21 protein-coding genes are annotated in these 19,894 nt (G+C 33.3%); 13 read left to right on the forward strand and 8 right to left on the reverse strand.

Annotated elements, in window-relative coordinates; translation table 11 throughout:
• Nucleotides 1-364: 364 nt before the first annotated feature.
• From RAH41_RS17130 to RAH41_RS17140, 3 genes are all read left to right on the forward strand, one after another.
• On the forward strand, nt 365-1,732 hold the full coding sequence (locus RAH41_RS17130) for an MFS transporter (RefSeq protein ID WP_331224178.1): 1,368 nt from the start codon (nt 365-367) through the stop codon (nt 1,730-1,732).
• Nucleotides 1,733-1,763: 31 nt separating this feature from the next.
• Complete coding sequence (gene hutH / locus RAH41_RS17135) at nt 1,764-3,323, forward strand: histidine ammonia-lyase (RefSeq protein ID WP_331224180.1); 1,560 nt, start codon at nt 1,764-1,766, stop codon at nt 3,321-3,323.
• Nucleotides 3,324-3,447: 124 nt separating this feature from the next.
• Complete coding sequence (locus RAH41_RS17140) at nt 3,448-4,659, forward strand: helix-turn-helix domain-containing protein (RefSeq protein ID WP_331224181.1); 1,212 nt, start codon at nt 3,448-3,450, stop codon at nt 4,657-4,659.
• A gap of 22 nt (nt 4,660-4,681) precedes the next feature.
• Here RAH41_RS17140 and RAH41_RS17145 read toward each other — a convergent pair whose 3' ends face one another.
• On the reverse strand, nt 4,682-5,455 hold the full coding sequence (locus RAH41_RS17145) for an SDR family NAD(P)-dependent oxidoreductase (protein WP_331224182.1): 774 nt from the start codon (nt 5,453-5,455) through the stop codon (nt 4,682-4,684).
• A 140-nt stretch (nt 5,456-5,595) separates the two neighbouring features.
• Here RAH41_RS17145 and RAH41_RS17150 point away from each other — a divergent pair, with 140 nt between their 5' ends.
• Entirely contained in the window at nt 5,596-5,973 is a 378-nt protein-coding gene (locus tag RAH41_RS17150) for a MerR family transcriptional regulator (RefSeq protein ID WP_331224184.1), read from the forward strand.
• Between the two features lie 145 nt (nt 5,974-6,118).
• Here RAH41_RS17150 and RAH41_RS17155 read toward each other — a convergent pair whose 3' ends face one another.
• The 3 genes from RAH41_RS17155 to RAH41_RS17165 all read right to left on the reverse strand — a co-directional run bounded on the left by RAH41_RS17155 (nt 6,119) and on the right by RAH41_RS17165 (nt 7,877).
• Nucleotides 6,119-6,574 carry a WGxxGxxG family protein gene (locus tag RAH41_RS17155; RefSeq protein WP_331224186.1) on the reverse strand — a complete coding sequence of 152 codons (456 nt, stop codon included), beginning with the start codon at nt 6,572-6,574 and terminating at the stop codon, nt 6,119-6,121.
• A 72-nt stretch (nt 6,575-6,646) separates the two neighbouring features.
• A complete protein-coding gene (locus RAH41_RS17160) occupies nt 6,647-7,426 on the reverse strand; it encodes a cytochrome c oxidase assembly protein (protein WP_331224188.1) in 780 nt (259 codons plus the stop codon).
• On the reverse strand, nt 7,416-7,877 hold the full coding sequence (locus RAH41_RS17165) for a DUF2243 domain-containing protein (RefSeq protein ID WP_331224190.1): 462 nt from the start codon (nt 7,875-7,877) through the stop codon (nt 7,416-7,418). Before RAH41_RS17165 ends, RAH41_RS17160 begins: the two co-directional genes overlap by 11 nt.
• A 144-nt stretch (nt 7,878-8,021) precedes the next feature.
• Between RAH41_RS17165 and RAH41_RS17170 the strand changes: the two genes are divergently transcribed.
• Together RAH41_RS17170 and RAH41_RS17175 are read left to right on the forward strand one after the other, a co-directional pair.
• Complete coding sequence (locus RAH41_RS17170; RefSeq protein WP_331224192.1) at nt 8,022-9,248, forward strand: MFS transporter; 1,227 nt, start codon at nt 8,022-8,024, stop codon at nt 9,246-9,248.
• A 38-nt stretch (nt 9,249-9,286) separates the two neighbouring features.
• Nucleotides 9,287-10,141 (forward strand): manganese catalase family protein, encoded by an 855-nt coding sequence (locus RAH41_RS17175; RefSeq protein ID WP_331224194.1) that lies wholly within the window; start codon nt 9,287-9,289, stop codon nt 10,139-10,141.
• A gap of 57 nt (nt 10,142-10,198) precedes the next feature.
• On the opposite strand, the gene RAH41_RS17180 is transcribed toward RAH41_RS17175, so the two are convergent.
• On the reverse strand, nt 10,199-11,053 hold the full coding sequence (locus RAH41_RS17180; protein WP_331224196.1) for an MBL fold metallo-hydrolase: 855 nt from the start codon (nt 11,051-11,053) through the stop codon (nt 10,199-10,201).
• A gap of 154 nt (nt 11,054-11,207) precedes the next feature.
• Here RAH41_RS17180 and RAH41_RS17185 point away from each other — a divergent pair, with 154 nt between their 5' ends.
• From RAH41_RS17185 to ligD (RAH41_RS17195), 3 genes are read left to right on the forward strand one after another with little or no spacing between them, the layout of a single operon-like run.
• A complete protein-coding gene (locus RAH41_RS17185; protein WP_331224198.1) occupies nt 11,208-12,044 on the forward strand; it encodes a Ku protein in 837 nt (278 codons plus the stop codon).
• A gap of 12 nt (nt 12,045-12,056) precedes the next feature.
• Nucleotides 12,057-13,001, forward strand: a complete 945-nt coding sequence (ligD, locus tag RAH41_RS17190; RefSeq protein ID WP_331224199.1) for a non-homologous end-joining DNA ligase — start codon at nt 12,057-12,059, stop codon at nt 12,999-13,001.
• Between the two features lie 12 nt (nt 13,002-13,013).
• The gene (gene ligD, locus RAH41_RS17195; protein ID WP_331224200.1) at nt 13,014-14,258 is read left to right on the forward strand and encodes a DNA ligase D; all 1,245 of its coding nucleotides are present in this window, start codon (nt 13,014-13,016) and stop codon (nt 14,256-14,258) included.
• Between the two features lie 38 nt (nt 14,259-14,296).
• Here the strand turns inward: ligD (RAH41_RS17195) and RAH41_RS17200 are convergent, their stop codons facing one another.
• The 3 genes from RAH41_RS17200 to RAH41_RS17210 form a co-directional block, all read right to left on the reverse strand.
• Nucleotides 14,297-15,952 carry a ribonuclease J gene (locus tag RAH41_RS17200; RefSeq protein ID WP_419471624.1) on the reverse strand — a complete coding sequence of 552 codons (1,656 nt, stop codon included), beginning with the start codon at nt 15,950-15,952 and terminating at the stop codon, nt 14,297-14,299.
• Nucleotides 15,953-16,123: 171 nt separating this feature from the next.
• The gene (locus RAH41_RS17205; protein WP_331224202.1) at nt 16,124-16,330 is read right to left on the reverse strand and encodes a hypothetical protein; all 207 of its coding nucleotides are present in this window, start codon (nt 16,328-16,330) and stop codon (nt 16,124-16,126) included.
• 275 nt (nt 16,331-16,605) lie between these two features.
• Entirely contained in the window at nt 16,606-16,911 is a 306-nt protein-coding gene (locus RAH41_RS17210; RefSeq protein ID WP_331224203.1) for a hypothetical protein, read from the reverse strand.
• Between RAH41_RS17210 and RAH41_RS17215 the strand changes: the two genes are divergently transcribed.
• From RAH41_RS17215 to clpP, 4 genes are all read left to right on the forward strand, one after another.
• The gene (locus tag RAH41_RS17215; RefSeq protein WP_331224205.1) at nt 16,894-17,331 is read left to right on the forward strand and encodes a dockerin type I domain-containing protein; all 438 of its coding nucleotides are present in this window, start codon (nt 16,894-16,896) and stop codon (nt 17,329-17,331) included. The two genes, RAH41_RS17210 and RAH41_RS17215, sit on opposite strands and share 18 nt — an antisense overlap.
• A 252-nt stretch (nt 17,332-17,583) precedes the next feature.
• The gene (locus tag RAH41_RS17220; RefSeq protein WP_331224207.1) at nt 17,584-18,201 is read left to right on the forward strand and encodes a DUF6944 family repetitive protein; all 618 of its coding nucleotides are present in this window, start codon (nt 17,584-17,586) and stop codon (nt 18,199-18,201) included.
• Nucleotides 18,202-18,428: 227 nt separating this feature from the next.
• Entirely contained in the window at nt 18,429-19,148 is a 720-nt protein-coding gene (locus RAH41_RS17225; RefSeq protein ID WP_331224209.1) for a sigma-70 family RNA polymerase sigma factor, read from the forward strand.
• 30 nt (nt 19,149-19,178) lie between these two features.
• On the forward strand, nt 19,179-19,763 hold the full coding sequence (gene clpP, locus RAH41_RS17230) for an ATP-dependent Clp endopeptidase proteolytic subunit ClpP (protein ID WP_331224211.1): 585 nt from the start codon (nt 19,179-19,181) through the stop codon (nt 19,761-19,763).
• Nucleotides 19,764-19,894: the final 131 nt, after the last annotated feature.

The raw sequence follows: 19,894 nt of genomic DNA on the forward strand, positions 1-19,894 counted from the left end.
GATCAAAAAATAAAAGGAATAACAGTGAAACAGATTGAGTTACAGTCAAATCTAATGAAAATTGATTAAACCTATAAAAAAACTTCTATAATAAACTTCAAAAGATTATGATCGATTTCTGAGAGATAGCCAATAAGCTATCTCTTTTTTTAATTCTTTTCAACTTACCTTCATCCCCTGTACTTACTATTTCAGCAATATTGTGCTAGTAATCCGAAATTTTATCTAGAGATAATTTAAAGAGTAATAATTATAATTTATTAAAAATACTGAAAATTTTGGAAGCGCTTTAGAACAACGGTTAAGTAAGTATTATTTTATTGCTTACAATTTTTTATCTGAAAAATTAAAAGGGGGTATTCTTTTGAAAGAAAAAAAATTTATGATGGATGATGCACCGCTTAATAAATTCCATATTCGTATTACGGCACTTACTTTTGGATCGAATTTTTCAGATGGCTATGCTTTAGGAATTATAGGTATGGCACTTTCGGTACTTGGCCCTCAAATGAAATTAAATTCTGTATGGGAAGGATTAATCGGTAGTTCCGCATTAATCGGACTTTTTTTCGGTAGTTTGTTTCTTGGCGGATTATCAGATCGCATTGGTAGACAGAAAATCTATATAGCAAACTTTGTTATTATTACAATCGCATCTGCTTTACAGTTTTTTGTTCACGATCCATATACGCTTTTTGCTTTAAGGATCTTAATCGGTGTTGCACTTGGAGGAGATTATGCCGTAGGATCTACTTTACTAGCTGAGTTTGCACCTAGAAAGTATAGAGGTATGTTATTATCTTCATTAAACGTTTTATGGACAGTTGGATATGTAGCATCAAATTTAGTAGGTTATTATTTAGAAAAAACAGGGCCAGACGCATGGCGTTGGATGTTAGTTAGTGCAGCAATTCCTGGTCTAGTTGTCCTGCTTTTACGTTTTGGAACACCGGAGTCTCCACGTTGGTTATTAAAGATGGGCCGCGTTGAAGAAGCACGTGCAATTGTAAGGAAGTATATTGGTGAAAATGCTGTAATGGATGAATCAGTTGACGCTAATTCTAAACATGCATACAAGGTTACAGATTTATTCAATAAGCAGCTTTGGAAACGTACAACATTCGGGTCACTTTTTTATATGTGTCAGGTTGTTCCATATTTCGCAATCTATACATTCCTACCAACTATTTTAAGTAAATTGGGATTTGAAGAAACATTTGGTGTAGACATGGTTCTAAACTTGTTCCTTCTAGTAGGAGCGATAGCTGGTGTATGGTGTACAGAAAAGTTAACTCGTAGAGGGTTTACAATTAATACATTTATTATTTTAACAATTTCATTATTCGCATTAACAGTTTTACCAGCGGGTCTACATACAATCGCAATTATTGTGTTTGCAATCTTTACGTTTGTAATGTCGGCAGCTTCTAATTTAACATTAGTGTATCCTGCTGAACTATTTCCTACCGAGGTACGTGGAACTGGAGTTGGCTTGACAACAGCAGTTAGTCGAATTGGCTCAGCTATTGGAACATTCCTGTTACCTATAAGCGTTAGTTCAATGGGAATGGCACCTTCAATGATTGGAATGTCTATTATTCTATTCATTGGTACAATTGTTTCAATCGCTTGGGCTCCCGAAACAAAATCACTTTCATTAAATGAAGCTAGTAATCCATTACTTGAAGGCGATTTAGTTGAAACAAATAAACAATCAGTTTCAAGTCACTAAACTTAAGTTATTCAATGTAAGAGGTGTTTTGATGATTAAAAACGATTTAATTCATCCCAAAAATATAAAAGAGGTTATTCTTGGAGACGAAGAGTTATCAATTAATGAAGTAATTGCTGTTGCTAGATATGGTGCAAAAGTATCATTTACAGAAAACTATTATCTTAGAATAAATAAGTCACGTAATCTAATTGAAAAGTTTCTTGAAGAAGAAAGAGCAGTTTATGGGGTAACTACAGGATTTGGGAGCAATGTTACTGAAGTGATTTCAAAGGAGGATGCTCATACTCTACAACGTAATATTGTCCGTTCTCATGCTGTTTCTGTAGGTGAACCACTTGAAAAAGAAGTGGTAAGAGCTATTCAAGTAATGGTTCTAAATAATATAGGTCAAGGTTATTCAGGCGTTAGAATAGAAGTGTTAGAACTACTAGCAGCCTTACTTAATCATGATATATTGCCGCTTGTACCTGGCGAGGGATCTGTTGCATATTTATCACCAGAGGCACATATGGCGCTTGTGTTAATGGGCGAGGGAAAAGCTTGGTATAAGAATGAGTTATTAAGCGGCCAAGAAGCGTTGGAGCGAGCCGGTCTAAATCCAGTGACCTTCGAATGTAAAGAAGGACTTGCACTATTAAGCGGCACTACATCTGCCACAGCATTCGCTGTACTCTCGATATATAATGCAATTCAAACTGTTAAAACAGCGGATGTTGCTGGTGCGATGTCACTAGAAGCATTGAAGGGAACAATAAATGCTTTAGATCCTCGATTGCACTCAGTAAAAAAACATGTAGAACAAGCAAAGACAGCTGAAATCGTTTCAAAAATTTTAGATGGAAGTGAGATTGCCAAACAGTATAAAGACTATCGATTACAAGATGCACTTAGTCTTAGATGTATACCGCAAGTTCATGGGGCTGTTAAGAAGATATTTAAAAATGCATTGGAAAATATTCATAATGAAATGAAATCTTCAAGTGATAATCCGATTATTTGGCCGGAGGAAGAAGACGGTCTTGCATTAATGGGTGGAAATTTTGATGCTTCCTATGTGGGAATTGATGCAGACATGATTTGTATAGGCATGGCAAACTTAGCAAAAATAACAGAACGTCGTATTGATCGATTAGTAAATTATCATGTAAGTGAGCTTCCTAGTTTCTTAGTTGTCAATCCTGGTTTAAATAGCGGCTATATGATTCCACAATATACGGCAGCAGGATTACTGAATGAAATAAGGGTTCTGTCGCATCCAGCAACGATTGATAACACGTCTACATGTGCAAATCAAGAAGATGTCGTTAGCTTTGCTTACTTCGCTACTAAGAAAGCCTATCAGATTTCAAAAAAACTTGAACATATTTTAGCAATTGAACTAATGCTTGCCACTCAAGCACTAGAATTCCATGATTCACTAAAACCGTCACCGGTTACGGCAAGTGTATATAAGTTAATTAGAAATCAAGTTCCAGTAGTAGAAGAGGATCGCTATTTTTATCATGATATTGAAACAATTCGTAGTCAAATTCATGGTGGTGAAATTGTTGAAATTGTTGAAGAGAAAATAGGTGTCATGGAATTATGAAATTTTTAATGGAGCAGTTATACTCTAAGAGTACGACAGCTTCTTTTTTTATGGCTTAATTATTTTAATATTTAATTCCAACCGTTCAACTAAGAAAAATCATAAGGTAAAAGGAGAATTTAAAATGAATCGAGATGCTACTCAATCGGCTTTTTCAAATTTGTTACTCTCTGGTACGCTTGTCCATATAGGAACTTTTGATGAAGTTCAAAAAAGATGTGGCATTAATACTTATCCAAATGTTGTAATGGTGGTTTCAATCGATCGCTATCCTGATTTAGCATTAGAAAACTCAAAGCAGTGGAAAAAAGAAATTGGCCATAAACTAATAAATCAAATTGATCAGACGATTGGAGTTCCTTATTTATGGAACTGGGTAGAAGAGGGAGTGCTTGCACTTTTAATTGAGCTAGGTGATAAAGAGAGTGAAATCGAGTTCAATAAAAAGATTTTTAGAATGGCAGAAGAGATTCAAAATTCATTGGATAGGGCTCAGATTACTGTTTCAATTGGAATAGGTAAAAAATATAGTGATCCTTATATGTTATACCACTCTTTTGAAGAAGCTAGAAAGTCAATGTCAGGTCGTTTTTTTCAAGGGAACAAATTAATCTTCCATAGTGGTATTAAACCAGTGGAAGAAAATACATTAAGGGCGCGATCAACTGAGGATCGTATTGAATTGTTAGCACTTGTACGAATTGGTGATGCTGAAGGTGTAGTTCATCAATTAAAAAGCTACCTTGATAAGATAGCAAATGCCTGTCGATTAAATGAGGATGTATTTAAGACTGAGGTAGTTGATTTAATTATGTTAATCTCAAGAGTTGTAGTAGAGTCAGGTGTGAATGCAACACTTATCATGTCAAAAAACGCTCAAATGATCCAGGAATTATACCATATTATCCGCTATGATAAATTTGTCAAAAAAGTTTGCGAATATGCTCACTGGCTAACGATTCAAATAACCAATTCTTTTAATCATCAAATGACTCCAATTATTCGTAAAGCTACTAAGTATATTCGAGAGAATCATCAATCTAGTATAACACTGGAAGAAATTGCTCAATATTGTTTGATAAGTAAGTATCATTTCAGTCACCTATTCAAAAAAGAAATTGGCACGAGTGTGATCGATTTTTTAAATAGAATAAGGATTGAAAAATCAATGTTTTATTTAGAAATGACTGATTTGCCTATGCAAGAAATTGCTACACGAGTTGGTTTTCAAGATTCGAATTACTTTAGTCGTATATTTAAAAAATACATAAAAAGTAGCCCTTCTGAATATAGGGCTACTAAGTATCCACATTTAAATTTAGTGTTAGAACATTAAAATTGGATGCAGTTATTCAGACTTAATCCTGCCTTTCTAATCTTGTTGCATAAGGGTAAAGTGGATCTAATAATTGGAATTCATAAGTAATTCCATCAACTTTACCTACCACCTTTTCACTATCATAAAGGTCCAACATGAAACCGGCCATTTCTTTTGCTGTATGATACTTTGGAAGGACACCTTCAAATTTAATGTTTTCTTCCAAATCATATGATACTTTTGCAAATTCCGTTTCAGTTGCTGCTGGTGCTAATACTTTTGCTTTCATTTTTGCACCTTTTTCTTTTAATTCATGAGCTAGCCCTTCTGTAAAGGCACTTACATAGAATTTAGTCGCACAATATGTGATGGCATTACCAATAATTGTATATCCTCCACCAGATGAAACATTGATAACTTGTGTATCTTCAACTGTTGAATAATCGCGTACATATAGTGAAGTTAGAATCGTTAAAGCTTCAATATTCAAATTAAGCATGCTTTCAATTTTTTCTAAATTTTGTTCACCAACTGAAGCGAAATTACCAAAACCTGCATTATTAATCCAAGTTTCGATATTATATTCTTTAAGTCCTTCATATAAATCAAAAGCATTTTTAACAACAGATAAATCAGCCGTTTTTATGATCACATCAAGATCAGAATTCAATTTCCCAATTTCCGATTTTAATTTTACAAGTTCGTCCGTTCTACGAGCAACGATGATTAGATTTTTTCCACGTGCGGCAAACGCAAGAGCTGATTCATAACCAATTCCTGAACTAGCGCCTGTTATGACAGTATATTTTTTCATCTAAATTCCTCCCAATAATATGGTTTATACTAAAATTAAATTAATTGTGTATCAGTTACGGATTCATTATACTGGTTAGAGTAAACTCTAAGTCAAACAGTTTTTTACTTGAATATTTTTGACTAAAACTGGAGGCCCTTATGTATTCAATTGGTGAAGTCGCTCAAATGTTAGGAATCAGCACACATACATTACGTTATTATGAAAAAGAACAGATCATTCTTCCAGATCGAAATGAAAATGGTGAAAGGCTCTATTCTGAATCACATGTTCAGTGGTTAAGATTTGTCCTAAAGCTAAAAGAAACACAAATGCCAGTTAATAAGATTAAGGAGTATGCACATTTATATACAGAAGGTGAGCATACATCATTAGCTAGATTAAATCTATTAGTCGAGCATAAGAAGTCTATAGAACATCAGCTAAAAACAGTAGAAGAAACGAATAAAATGTTAGAGCAAAAAATCCGTTTTTATAAAGAGGCAATTCATAAGAAAACATCGGAAATTTCTAAATAGAATTTGACTTTTAGGTACATTTTTTCTTTAAAATAATGAAGCGAGCAACCCATAATTCAAAACAAGACTTTCTTATTTAATTGACAACTTCATTTTTTTAAAACAATAAAACCTTATTGGATACCCCAATAAGGTTTTATTGTTATTATTCAACTCGTTCCTTTTTTCGAAGACCAGCAAATCCTAATAATCCAAGAAGTCCAAGCCAGCCATAGTTAAAATGATTATTATTTGTATTGTCAGTAGTATTTAATGTATTCGTAACAGGTGTAGGCGTTACATTTACATTACGTCGATAATAATTTCCGTCATTACTAACAGGATTATTTACTCCATTATTGTTATTTAACATGTCATTTGTTGTATTTGTTATATTATTTTTTGTATTATTATACCCTTGTTTAACCGTATTTTTTGTATTATTTACAACATGGTTTGGATCATTAAAATTATTGTTAAAATCTCTTCTTTTATGTTTATCTTTATGAAAATAGCTTGGTTCTAATTGTGTAGCATCAGGTCCTGTTGAAGCAGCATGAACATTGGTAGAAATGATAAATGATAATGATACTGTGCATAATGTAAGACAAATTTTATTCATCTTTAACCCTCCTTCTTAATGCATTAGTATTTTGTGCATCTTTAGAAGGAATATATGTGGCAAAAAAGTCCATTAAAAAAAAGCTCTTGTTTTATTAGTATTTGCTGAATGATACCAGAAATAACATAGTGCAGTAATCAATAACAAATCAACAAAGTCCCCTCCATAATACATTAACACTGCACCGAGCCTGACATCATTAAATGCAAAATTGTCTAATGAATATGCAAAAAGATACTTCGCTAAAATATCATGACCTGCTAATGCAAGGATTATAACGATTGAGCGAAACAAATAACTGTATTTATGTGAGATCGGTTCAATTGCAATGATAGAGATTGTAAAAATATACCCTGCAAAAAATAAATGGATATGTACTAAAAACAACAAAAAGATGTTCTCGTGAATGAAATTAAACACTGTAGAATTGTAAAGTATCCAAAGTCCTCCAATATTTAAAAGCAAAGTACTAATAGGATGAGTTAAAAGTCGAACAGGAGGACTTCTTAATAATCTTGTCACACGCCTTGCATGTTGAGTTTTTAATGATGTTAATAATAATGTAATCGGTCTAGATAAAGCGATAAGAAAGGGCGCGACCATTCCTAGTAATAAATGCATTAACATATGGAAAACAAAAAGATGGTGACTTAGTTTTGCAATTGGTCCAATGACAGAAACTAATAGGCAAAGCATTCCAACTATCCATAATATTGAGCGTGATTTAGGCCATGCTCCTTTTTTATAATTCAATGCAGCAACTAAATATAAGCCAATAAAAAGTGAAATTAATAAAAAAAAGAATAATTCAAATACATTGAAGTAAAAGTATTTCATAAAATCATCTTTCAAAATGATCACTTCTATTTCGAGTTTTAAAAATTAGAATAAAACCTATTAAAGTCATAATAGTAGCGCAAATATTCCAAGTTAAATCATAGGGCAGAATATCCACGTTATATCTAATTTGATGTAGCTTCAACCATTTATGTTGAACGGTTCCGTCATAAAGTTGAAACAAACCTGCTCCAAGTAAAACTCCTCCAATCCATCTTTTAATGTGGAGTGATTTTTTTCTCCTTAAATTCGCAAACAAAAATAATGAGCCAATCGTTGCGAACCAACTAAAGGCATGAAAAAGACCATCAGAGATAAGCCCCAAACTTGTTGTAGACTTATCGTAAAAATGATGCCAATGAAGAAGTTGATGAAAAACTGCTTCGTCAATAAATGCCACCAATCCAAGGCCAAATAAAATTCCAGACCATAAGTTTAAATTTGCTGAATTCTCTAGAGTAGTCATAAAGACTCATCCTTTCGAAGATCGTATATTGTCATTTTGCCCCCATTTTTACCTAATTAGTAAAAATTACAATTCAACCAAAAGCGATTCTTGGGAAATATAAAGATTGTGATTGTTTTTAGTTACAAAAAACGCGGAGGTTATATGGATAAAAAGCAAAAGCGGAGTTTATGGGCGCTATCTACAGTACCTCTTGTCATGACTTTAGGTAATTCAATGTTGATTCCCGTACTTCCTAAATTAGAACAACAATTAAATATATCAGGCCTAAAAGTTTCGATGATTATAACTGTTTATTCAGTTTTTGCAATCATTCTTATCCCTATAGCAGGTTATTTGTCGGATTTATTTGGAAGAAAAAAAGTAATTATTCCAAGTTTAATTATTGCGGGAATTGGAGGGGCTTTAGCCGGCTTTGTTTGTTGGAAATTAGAAAATCCTTACGCGTGGTTAATTGTTGGGAGAATCATACAGGGGATTGGTTCTGCTGGGGCAATGCCTGTTGTTATTCCGTGTGTGGGAGATATGTTTAAAGATGAAAATGAAGTTAGTAAAGGATTAGGCTTAGTTGAAACATCGAATACATTTGGTAAGGTACTAAGTCCAATACTGGGTTCAGCATTAGCAGCGGTTGTATGGTATTTACCATTTTTATCAATACCGTTCCTTTGCTTACTATCAATTATTTTAATTTTAATTTTTGTTAAACCCCCTAAACAACCTATGAGAGCAAAAAGAAAAGATAAAAGAAAGAGAAAGTTTAAACTGTTTATCAAATCAATTAAGAAAATATTTCGAAATAATGGGAAATGGCTTTATACCATATTCATACTAGGCGCAATTATCATGTTCATTTTATTTGGTATGCTTTTTTATTTATCAAAAATATTAGAAAAGCGTTATCACATCATTGGCATATGGAAAGGATGTGTGTTAGCGATTCCACTTGCTGCATTATCATACACATCTTATAAGACAGGTAAAAAAATTGGAAATAACAAAGGTGCAATGAAAAAATGCATTGTTTTCGGATTTATCTTAATAAGTGTTTCTTTTGTCATGCCGATTATCAACAAAGATATTTATATGATTATAACGAGTTTATTGATTAGTGGGATTGGAATCGGAATGTCGTTACCAAGTTTAGATGCTTTAATAACAGAAGGAATTGAGAAGGAGCAAAGAGGGACTATTACTTCTCTTTATAGTTCTTTGCGGTTCGTTGGGGTAGCTGCGGGCCCGCCTGTTTTTGCCTATATGATGAATAAACCAGATAATTATATGTTGTATTTTTCCATTATTTTAGCAGTGCTTGGACTTATTTTGTCGATTAAATTTATTAAGCCGAAACAAGATACAAAAAACAGCTAATTCCAATTAAAACAAATCGAAGAATAGAGGAATTATCAATGTATTATTACAAAGAAGAATTAATCAATATGATAAAGCCAGATAAACCAGATCCTGCTGCTGCAAAAGTTTTACAAGAAGCGTTAGGTGGCCAATTCGGGGAAATGCGAACTATGATGCAATATTTTTTCCAGAGTTCAAATTTTAGAGGAAAGGCTAAGCAATACAAAGATTTAATTCGAGGAGTTTTTCTGGAGGAAATAAGTCATGTAGAGCTCGTTCAAAATACAATTAACCAGTTGCTAAATGATTCAGGTGCACCTGGTGTCGGTAATTTTGGAACTGATGACGCACCATTAGATGAAGCAATAAAACATGCCAACCCCCACCACTTTATTATGGGGGCACAAGCTTCTCTTCCAGTAGACGCAGGAGGTAATCCATGGAATGGGTCGTGGGTATATAGCCATGGAAATTTAGTTAGTGATTTACTAAATAATTTAATACTTGAATCAACAGGGGTTTTACAAAAAACAAGAATTTATGAAATGAGTTCCAATCAAACATTAAGAGAGACGCTGGGATTCCTAATTGTACGTGACAATGCACATCAAAATGCTTTTGCAAAGGCATTGGAAACTTTAGGTGTAAATTGGGGGAAATTATTCCCTGTTCCGAATTATGATATAAATAAATATCCAGAATGTAGAAAATTTGTAGAAATGGGATATCATAATGCTCAGTTCAATTTTAGACTTGATGAAACACTTATGGGAGAAATATTTAAAGGTAAAACACCAAGTAGAAATGGTGGAGATTTAAACGTAACTGAACCTCCGAAAGGTTTTCCTGTTCCAGAATTTCCTGAAATGCCAAATGAACATAGCCCGGGTTTATATGATTTAAATAATTAAATTGAAAAAACTCCTTACAAAAGTAGGGAGTTTTTTTTACCTCTAAGTAACGTATGATTAAACATACCTTCCATAATCAGGTTTGGCGATTGTGTCGAAGTTTTTAACTAAGTAGTCTAATTGTTCATTTAAATCGTCTTCTAGGAATGGAAAGCCGTGCCCTGTTATTGCTTTTTTAGGGTGTAGAGCCTGCAGTTTTTTTACAGAATCCAATGCTGCCTTCCAATCTGTCGTCAAATATCTAGGAGGACCATTTATTTCTCTATGTTGAGTTAGAACATTGTAAATTGAGTCTTGTTTAACATTTACAAATGCATCTCCAGCAATCAGTAATTGATCATCCTCTCTAAAAAGTGAAATATGTCCAGGAGAATGACCTGGGGTGTGAATCCATTGCCAATTTGGCATTTCAGGTACCGAACCATCTGCTGGGAGAACATGAATATATTCTCCTAAATTAATGCCTTCGTTTGGAAACAATGGAGATAACTTTGCAATCAATCCACCTTCAACTGTTCCATCAGGTTCTGGGTAATTCTTTTCCCCTGTTAAATATGGCAATTCTTTTTCATGCGCATAAACAGGTATAGTGAATTCCTTTATTAAGTCAAAGATTGCCCCAATATGATCAAAATGTCCATGAGTAAGTATGATTGCTTTTAAATTGTGTTTTTCACCAAATCGGTTTTTAACTAAATCCATAATATGATCAAATGATTTTGGCATACCAGCATCAATTAATACCCAATCACTTGATAAATTAGGATTACCGTAAAGACAAAAATTCACAATTTGATTTGTTTCATAGTATAAATCATTCGCTAATTCAAACCCATTTCCACTTGATATCGATGTGATCGGCATATAATGAAATTCTTTATTGATTTTTTGTAGATCGTTTGAGTTTTTCATAAAATCCTCCATTTAAGACTTATATGTTGATTAACATTTTTAGTCTTCTTTTACCGGTGTTTTTTATTCTAATGGTGATAACGATAAAAGCAATTGAATTAAACCCATTCATTTAACAAAAGCTAATCATAAAAATAAAAAAGGTAGTGAGGATATGCATACAGTTTGGAAGGGTACAATCAGCATGGGATTAGTTACAATCCCTGTAAAGTTGTTTTCAGCAGTTGAGGATAAGGATATAAAGTTTAGACAATATCATAAAGATTGTAAAACACCCATTTCCTATAAAAAGGTTGCTAGTTGTGACGATGAAGTTACTCCCGAGGAAATTATTAAAGTATTTGAAACACCAAATGGTAGAGTTGTGGAAATAACAGAAGAGGAAATGAATAAATTAAAAGAAGAATTTGAACTAAAAACTGTATCAATCATTGATTTTGTCAAACTTGCAGAAATTGATCCAGTGTATTTTGATCGAACATATTATATCGGTCCAGATTCTGGTGGAACAAAGGCCTATGCTTTACTTTCGGAAATATTGAAGAAAAGTAAGAAAATCGGTCTTGCAAAAATTACAATTCGAAGTAAACAGCGTTTAGCTGCTATTCGACCATATAAGAACGCGATTATTCTTGAAACATTACATTTTCCAGATGAGATTAGAGCAATTGAAAATTTACCAGGTGGTGTTCCTGAAAAGGCTGGATTGGCGGAGCGTGAATTACAGGCTGGCATGATGTTAGTTGAACAATTAACAACCACATTTAATCCAGAAAATTATACTGATACATATCGCACAGCTTTAGAGCAATTAATTTCGGAAAAGGTTAATAAAAATGATTATATCGCGACAGGGCAGGAGAAACCGGCAGAACAAAAAAATGTTGTTGATTTAATGTCTGCATTACAAGCGAGTATTGATCGAACAAAAGGACCAACAACACCTCCGAAAAAGCCTAAAACAAGAGCGCCTAAAAAAGCAACGAGTTAAATAGGAGGTAGTATGGAGCTAGATCCAATTTTTCCTTTTGAGCCTGTTTCTGCAGATATTGTACCCACTGGTCCTGAGTGGATTTCGCAAATTAAATGGGACGGTGTTAGAATTCTAACCTATTTTGATGGGAAAGAAGTTAAATTATTTAACCGCAAATTGAATGATCGTACAACTATTTTTCCAGAGCTAACAAATATTAAATCCTATTCGACTGCTAGGTCAATCATTTTAGACGGGGAGGTTATCTCTCTCGATCAAAATGGCAATCCATCGTTTCATGAGGTAATGCGTAGGGATGGAATTAGGCGTATGGATCGGATTGATTCAGCTATAGAAGCTGTACCTATTTTTTATATGATTTTTGACATTCTTTTTTACAATGGAGAATGGGTTACGCAATTAACTCTTGAGCAGAGACAAAATTTATTATTAGAAGCAATTCAACCAAATAAACAAATTCAGTTAGTTCCAAATAATAATGATGGAGTTGCCTTATTTGAAGTTGCAAAACAACATAATTTAGAAGGTATCGTATGTAAAAATTTAAAAAGTAAATACTTGATCAATGGAAAGCACAATGCGTGGCAAAAAGTAAAAAATTATAAGGATGTTATTGCTGTAATCGGAGGGGTAACGTATCGTTCTGGAATCGTTAATTCTATTTTAGTCGGACTATATGACGAAAACAATGAACTCGTGTTTATTGGACATGTTGGAACAGGAAAATTAACGAAATCAGAATGGAAAGACCTTACTACAGTCATTAATACGATAAAAATAGAAAACAATCCATTCAGTAGCCAACCAAAAAGAATAAAGGAAATCCAGTGGATTCAACCATTGTTAACTGTTAAAGTTCAATTCATTGAATGGACTGAAGGTCATTCATTAAGACAACCAAGTATCCAAGCTTTTATCGAAAAAGATCCTAAAGAATGCACTCTAACAGATTAGGGGAAGTAAGATATGAATCATTACTTTTTTCAAAAAAGGAATAAAATTTATACAGGGGTTTTCTTTATTTTAGGATTTAATTTAAAAGAACAGACCTTTTTAGTGGGACTTAAAAAAGAAAATGATATTTTACAAATGGGGTTCTTCTCAAATGGACTTAACGAGGAAGAGAAGGAGATTTTGATTAAAGCAATCGAAGCAAATAAAAAAACCAAAAAAGGTAATATAAAATTTGTTGATCCTGGGATCTGTGTTGAACTTGAGTTTCAAAGTATAGAGAACAACCAAATAACAAATGCAAAATTTAAATCATTTCAATTAGAGCATGTATGGAATGAATGTACTTTGGATGGTTTACTATTGGGTAATCTTATTTTGGAAGAAGAATTAACCCTGACTAGTCCTGAAAAAGTAATATGGAAGGATCCATTTATAAATAAGGAAAGCTATGTTTCGTATTTAGCTCAAATATCCACTTATATGCTTCCATTTCTAAAAAATCGTTTATTAACAACGATTCGTTTTCCAAATGGAATAGAGGGTGAATCTTTTTTTCAAAAAAATCGTCCAGATTATGCTCCGAGTTTTATTAAAACCGAAGAACATGAGGGGAATAATTTTATTATTTGTAATGATTTATCAACATTGCTATGGTTAGGAAATCAATTAGCTATTGAATACCATATTCCTTTTCAAACATATGATGCAAACAACCCGATTGAAATCGTATTTGATTTGGATCCACCTAATGCAGATGCATTTACTTTAGCTATAAAAGCCGCATTAGAAATGAAATTAATCTTTGATTCTTTTCAAATAAAGAGCTATCCAAAAGTGTCTGGAAGTAAAGGAATTCAAATCCACATTCCAATTAAAGAAAATTCTCTAACTTATGATGATACAAGAGTATTTACATCTTTTATTGCACATTATTTAATTGAAAAATTTCCAGATGATTTTACGATTGAAAGATTTAAAAAAAATCGAGGGAATCGTCTTTATATTGATTATGTACAGCACGCAAAAGGAAAAACAATTATTTGCCCATATTCTACAAGAGGAAAAGAAAGACCTACAGTTGCAACACCTCTATTTTGGGATGAGGTAAATGATGAATTAAAAATGGAAACTTTTACAATCCCGTTTGTACTAAATCGTTTAGAAAATAGTCCTTGTCCTATGAGAGATTATTTTGATCAAGAAAACGATTCTTTAAATGACTTGATTTCAAAAATTAAAGAAAACGAATCAATGTAAAAACTCCCTATTTAGATTGAACAGGGAGTTTTTTATTTTTATATTTCAATGATGATTGGTAAAATCATCGGTTTTCTCTTCGTTTTTGTAAATAAAAATTGTCCAAGAGACTTTTTAATATTTTGCTTCATAACTCCCCATTGGAGCTTGTTTTCATCAAGTAATTCATTTACTGAAGATGTAACGATTTGGTTTACTTCCTTCAATAAACTTTCAGAGTCACGAGCATAGACAAATCCTCTTGAGATTGTATCAGGACCAGAGATAATCTTCTTTTCCGTCTTGCTAATTGTAATAACAATTACAACCATTCCATCTTCAGCAAGCTGTTTTCGATCTCTAAGTACGATATTACCAACATCACCTATACCCATGCCATCGACATAGATGTTTCCTGCTGGAATTCTACGACTTTGAATTGCTTCTGATTGTAAAATATCTACTACATCACCATTTTTAATAATAAAAATATTATTTCGCTTTACACCAACAGATTCAGCAAGAGAACGATGATGATGAAGCATTCTGTTCTCACCATGAATTGGAATAAAATACTTTGGCTTCATTAATGTAAGCATGAGCTTAAGTTCTTCTTGATAAGCATGACCAGAGACGTGCATACCAGTCGAACTACCAGAACCGTAGATAACAATTGCTCCAAGATTATAAAAATTATCAATAATTCGGGAGACATTTCGTTCATTACCAGGTATTGGAGAGGCAGCTAAAATAACTGTATCTCCCGGATAAATATCAACGCCTCTAAAGCTAGAACTAGCTAATCGAGCTAGAGCTGCAAGTGGTTCTCCCTGACTACCTGTACATAAAATTGTAACTGATTCAGGTGCAAAACTATTTATTTGATCAGTATCAATCAACATCCCCTCAGGAATGGTTAAATATCCTTGCTCCATTGCGACTTGAACAACATTCACCATACTTCTACCAAGTAGCGCTAATTTTCGATTAGTTAGAATAGAAGCATCAACAATTTGTTGGACACGGTGAACATTCGAGGCAAATGTTGAAATAATCACTCTCTGTTTTGCCTTCATAAAAGCATCTACTATATGCTCTCCAACAATTCGTTCCGATGGTGTTGAACCTGGCCGTTCAGCGTTCGTGCTCTCAGATAAAAGTAATAAAACGCCTTTACTACCTATTTCAGCCATTTTATGAATATCTGGATATTGATTATTAACAGGCGTTAAATCAAATTTAAAATCACCAGTATGTACTACTGTTCCTTCAGGCGTTTCAAATACGATCCCTAAGCAATCAGGAATACTATGATTTGTTTTAAAAAAAGAAATAGAAAAATGATTAAATTTAATAGTAGAATCGGAGTTTATTAAAATTAACTCGGTTTCTCTAAGTAAGCCATGCTCTTCTAACTTAAGTTCAATCAATCCAAGTGTTAGTTTTGATGCGTAAACTGGTATATTTAATTGTTTTAATAAATAAGGAATGCCACCAATATGGTCTTCATGGCCATGAGTAACTAGTAAGCCTTTAATCTTTTCTTGATTTTCCTTGAGATAAGTAATATCTGGAATGATCAAGTCAACACCTAATAAACTTTCGTCTGGAAATTTTGAACCACAATCAATTAAGATGATTTCATTTAAATATTGAATAGCATACATATTTTTTCCAATTTCATTTATTCCACCTAAGGCAAAAACCGATAGCATACTTTTTGTTGGACTCAAAATCCTATTCCTCCTAGTTCAGTAAAAAGTATAAATAATTTTCTATAGAAAATTCCATATTTTTCTTAGTATGTTCGTAAGTTCAAAAATCATTCACTTAAGAGTTTATATAAAAAGAAAAATGAGCCGGTCTAAGCCGAGCTCATCTCTATATTACTCTTCGAAATAATTTTTAAATGGTTTTTTAGGTGTATGTGTTTGGTTTCGGTAGTAAGGATTATCTACAGTAGAATCTTTTGGATCTAAATTCGTTTTAATCACCAATGTCGGTCCTGTTGTACCATGCTCGGCAATAATCCGATCGTTTAATTCATTAAAATCAGGAAGTTTTTTATTCCCTGGTTGTAATGGTTCCGTCATATGACCACCTCCTGACAATAGGATGGTTTCTTAAAGAGAAATTATGTATTTATGTTTAGAATTGATTTATTAATAAAAAAGAGTTAGGGCTTGTCCCCACCGCATTTTAAATTTATATTTGATAAAATTTACGAAAAATAAAATCCTGTCAAATCTCATTATAATGAAGCTATAAAGAGAGAGAGGAAGATGGGGAAGATGAAAAAGAAAATGAAAAAAAATGTTACGACCCTTGCGATAACAACAGGTCTTGTAACTAGCGTATTTAATCCGATTTATATTGTTTTTAAATCTAGATTAAATGTGTCATGTGAAGCATCTACTTTAGCTTGTGCATCTCCTTCAGAAAGAGATGTCCCTTCAGTTTCTGCTACCATTACTGCTGTTTGTGCTGGCTTGTCCTTAAATTCGACAATGACTGAAGTTGGTGCGTAGCTTGTTAAATCTAAATCCGGCGACACTTGAAGCCCTTCTTTGTCACTAACTTTTAATTGTTTGATAGCTTCACGTTGAGCCGGTGTAAGTGCTGATAACACTTGTTCCACCTTAGACAATGATTGTGCATGAACATTGTTTGTCATAGTGAAACTGCACCTCAAGGTTTCACAAGTAGATTACCAATTACAGATAAACCATTTACTTTATCAATTGACGTACCAGGTCACTTTACATTCAAAAAAGACTTTACAGTTGGTATAAAAGAAGACGGTAAAGTGACTGCCGGATCTAAACCAGTTGATTATAGCTATATCCCTGGTGGAGATGTAGATAAAAACAATGTAATCGATGTGAAAGATGCTCTTTACATCGAAGCTTATTGGGGGACTAATAAGCGCGATGCGGATATTAACTATGATGGCGTAGTTGATGAGAAAGATATGCAGTTTGTAATCGATAACTACTCTATGCGAAATCCGTGGAATGATAACTCACCTAAGGCAGTGAAAAAGTTTAAAGGTAAAACTTTAGATGATGTTTTAACTGATCTTGGATTAGAGTAATTGAATATTAGTTTAGCGTAAAATCGGTGACGACAAATGTCGTTACCGATTTTTTTAAGCTTATTAGTAAGAAAGCTTTGTCTGCTACCGTGGTTTAACTTTTTTTAGGGAAAATCGTTAGATTTAATATTATTTTTAATCTTTATAGATGAAGAGACTTACAAGAAAACTAGTTTCAATAATTAGGCACACAATCGGTCTTTTATTCATAATACTACGATAAAGGTTCCTTTTAGCAGGTTGGTGGTTGATTTGGGAGGTGAGTCAAAAGCAGTAGTAGGATCTGTAATCGTATCTATTGGAACAATAACAGCTGCAATCGGTTCTACACCATCCAACTACATAAAAAGTAGTGTTCGTGATGAGTTATCTCTAATAGGAAATGTATTGCAGGCTACTGGAAATGGGATTGATGCTGAAGCAGAGGGTACTGTACTTAGAGCAGTTGGAAAAGAAATAACAGCAAGTGGGAATATTACTATTACGTCAGGGCTGGTTTTTGAAATTCCAAAAGAAGCATCCTACAAATTATTCGTTGCAGGTAACCTGTTACAAGCGTTAGGTTTAGGCGTTAATATTGGAGAAGCAATTGAAACTAAACCTTTCCCTGGTCAATCCGAAAACATTGTAGGTGGCCTAACTCAAATTATAGGAAACACCATGCAAGCAATAGGATGGTCAGAAGCATTACATGATCTTTTAGAAAATGAAAATAAACAAAAAGAGTTTGGTTTTTATGAGGATTATCTAATAAAAAATAATAAACAATCGGAATCTGAATTATTGGTAGCAACAGGAAGCTGGATCCAAGCAATTGGATCTGTTATTTCAGTAATTGGAGCAATAAAAGAAGTAAATGGGACCAAATAAGTAGGGTGAAAGATTATAGATTAGAAGCGAGGGTCAATTGTTCTCGCTTTTTTATTAGTTAATATCCTAATTATGTTAAAATTCATAAAAAGTAGAAAAAAATTAGTAGAAGAGTTTTAATTTAAATTACATAAATTAAATGAATAAAAAACTTTTTACCCCCGTATCTTTTTATACTTCTATTCCGTTTATAGGTTAGAGAGTGTTAATAAAGGAGTGAACAGAAAATGTCTAGTAAGTTTAGTCTTCACAGCATAGAAAAGGAAAAACAGGATGAAGCGACAGATGAATTTTATTGGCAGAATTACTATCCTAAATTGCAACGCTATTGTCGGTTTCTAGCCCAGAATGAATGGGATGGGGACGATATTGCTCAGGAAGCTTTTATTAAAGCAATAAAATACTATAGTAAGGAAAAAATGAATTCGGCTTTATTAAATAAAATTGCTTACAATCATTGGATTGATACTTTACGAAAAAGAAAAGAAGAAACAATCACTCCTGATTTTGAGATTTCTAAATATGCAGCTAGTCATCCAATTGATCATAAAATGAATAGTGTTGAGCTCTTACTTAACCATTTTACTCCAAAACAAGCGGTTATCTTTTTTCTAAAAGAAGCATTTCAATATAAATCCAGGGAAATAGCAGACATTTTAGGAACGACTGAAATAGCCATAAAATCTAGCATGTATCGAGCGAAAAAGCGTCTAGATAAAACGAACAAAGAGGAACAATCCCTTTCTGTTGAATATTTTTGGAATGAAGAAGAACGCATGAAACTTGAAGAAATTTTTCATTTAGCTTTAGAAGTTCAAGACCCTACCGTCTTAATTCAAGCGATTCCTTCCTTTGATCGTATTATTGAAACGCCTAAAATGCTATTTGGTCATTTCAAATCATCCAGGAATCAAACTCCTTCAAGCACTCTCTGCATGGCTGCATAGCCAATTAACGCTTTTAAGGAGGCTTTTTAAATGACAACAGTTCCTTATGTAATTGAACAATCTAATCGTGGTGAACGTTCATATGATATTTATTCCCGTTTGTTAAAAGATCGAATTATTATTATCGGTGATGAAATAAATGATCATGTTGCAAATAGTGTAGTTGCACAATTATTATTTTTAGCTGCAGATGCACCTGATAAAGAAATTTCACTTTATATAAATAGCCCTGGTGGGTCGACTTCAGCAGGATTTGCGATTTATGACACAATGCAATATATAAAGCCCGATGTTAGAACAATTTGTACTGGAATGGCAGCTTCCTTTGGTGCAATGTTATTGTTAGCGGGAACAAAGGGTAAGCGTTTCGCACTTCCAAACAGTGAAATCATGATCCACCAACCATTAGGTGGAGCAAGGGGCCAGGCAACAGAAATCGAAATATCAGCTCGCCGAATCTTAAAATTACGTGAGCATATTAATCAAATAATCTCTGAACGAACAGGACAGTCAGTCGAGAAAGTAGCAAAGGATACAGATCGAGATTATTTTATGAGTGCAGAAGAAGCGAAAGAATATGGAATAATTGATGAGATTCTGTATCCTAATAATTAAATAAATTATTCTAAAGGCTAGCGGTGCTAGTCTTTTTTTGTGCATTGAGGGAATAAGCTAACTTTCTATGAATAGCATTAATTAGTACGCCTAAGTTTAAGTTTAAAATAATGCAAATATGGAAAGCGGAG

The organism is Gottfriedia acidiceleris, from assembly GCF_036421055.1.
Taxonomy (GTDB): domain Bacteria; phylum Bacillota; class Bacilli; order Bacillales; family Bacillaceae_G; genus Gottfriedia; species Gottfriedia acidiceleris_C.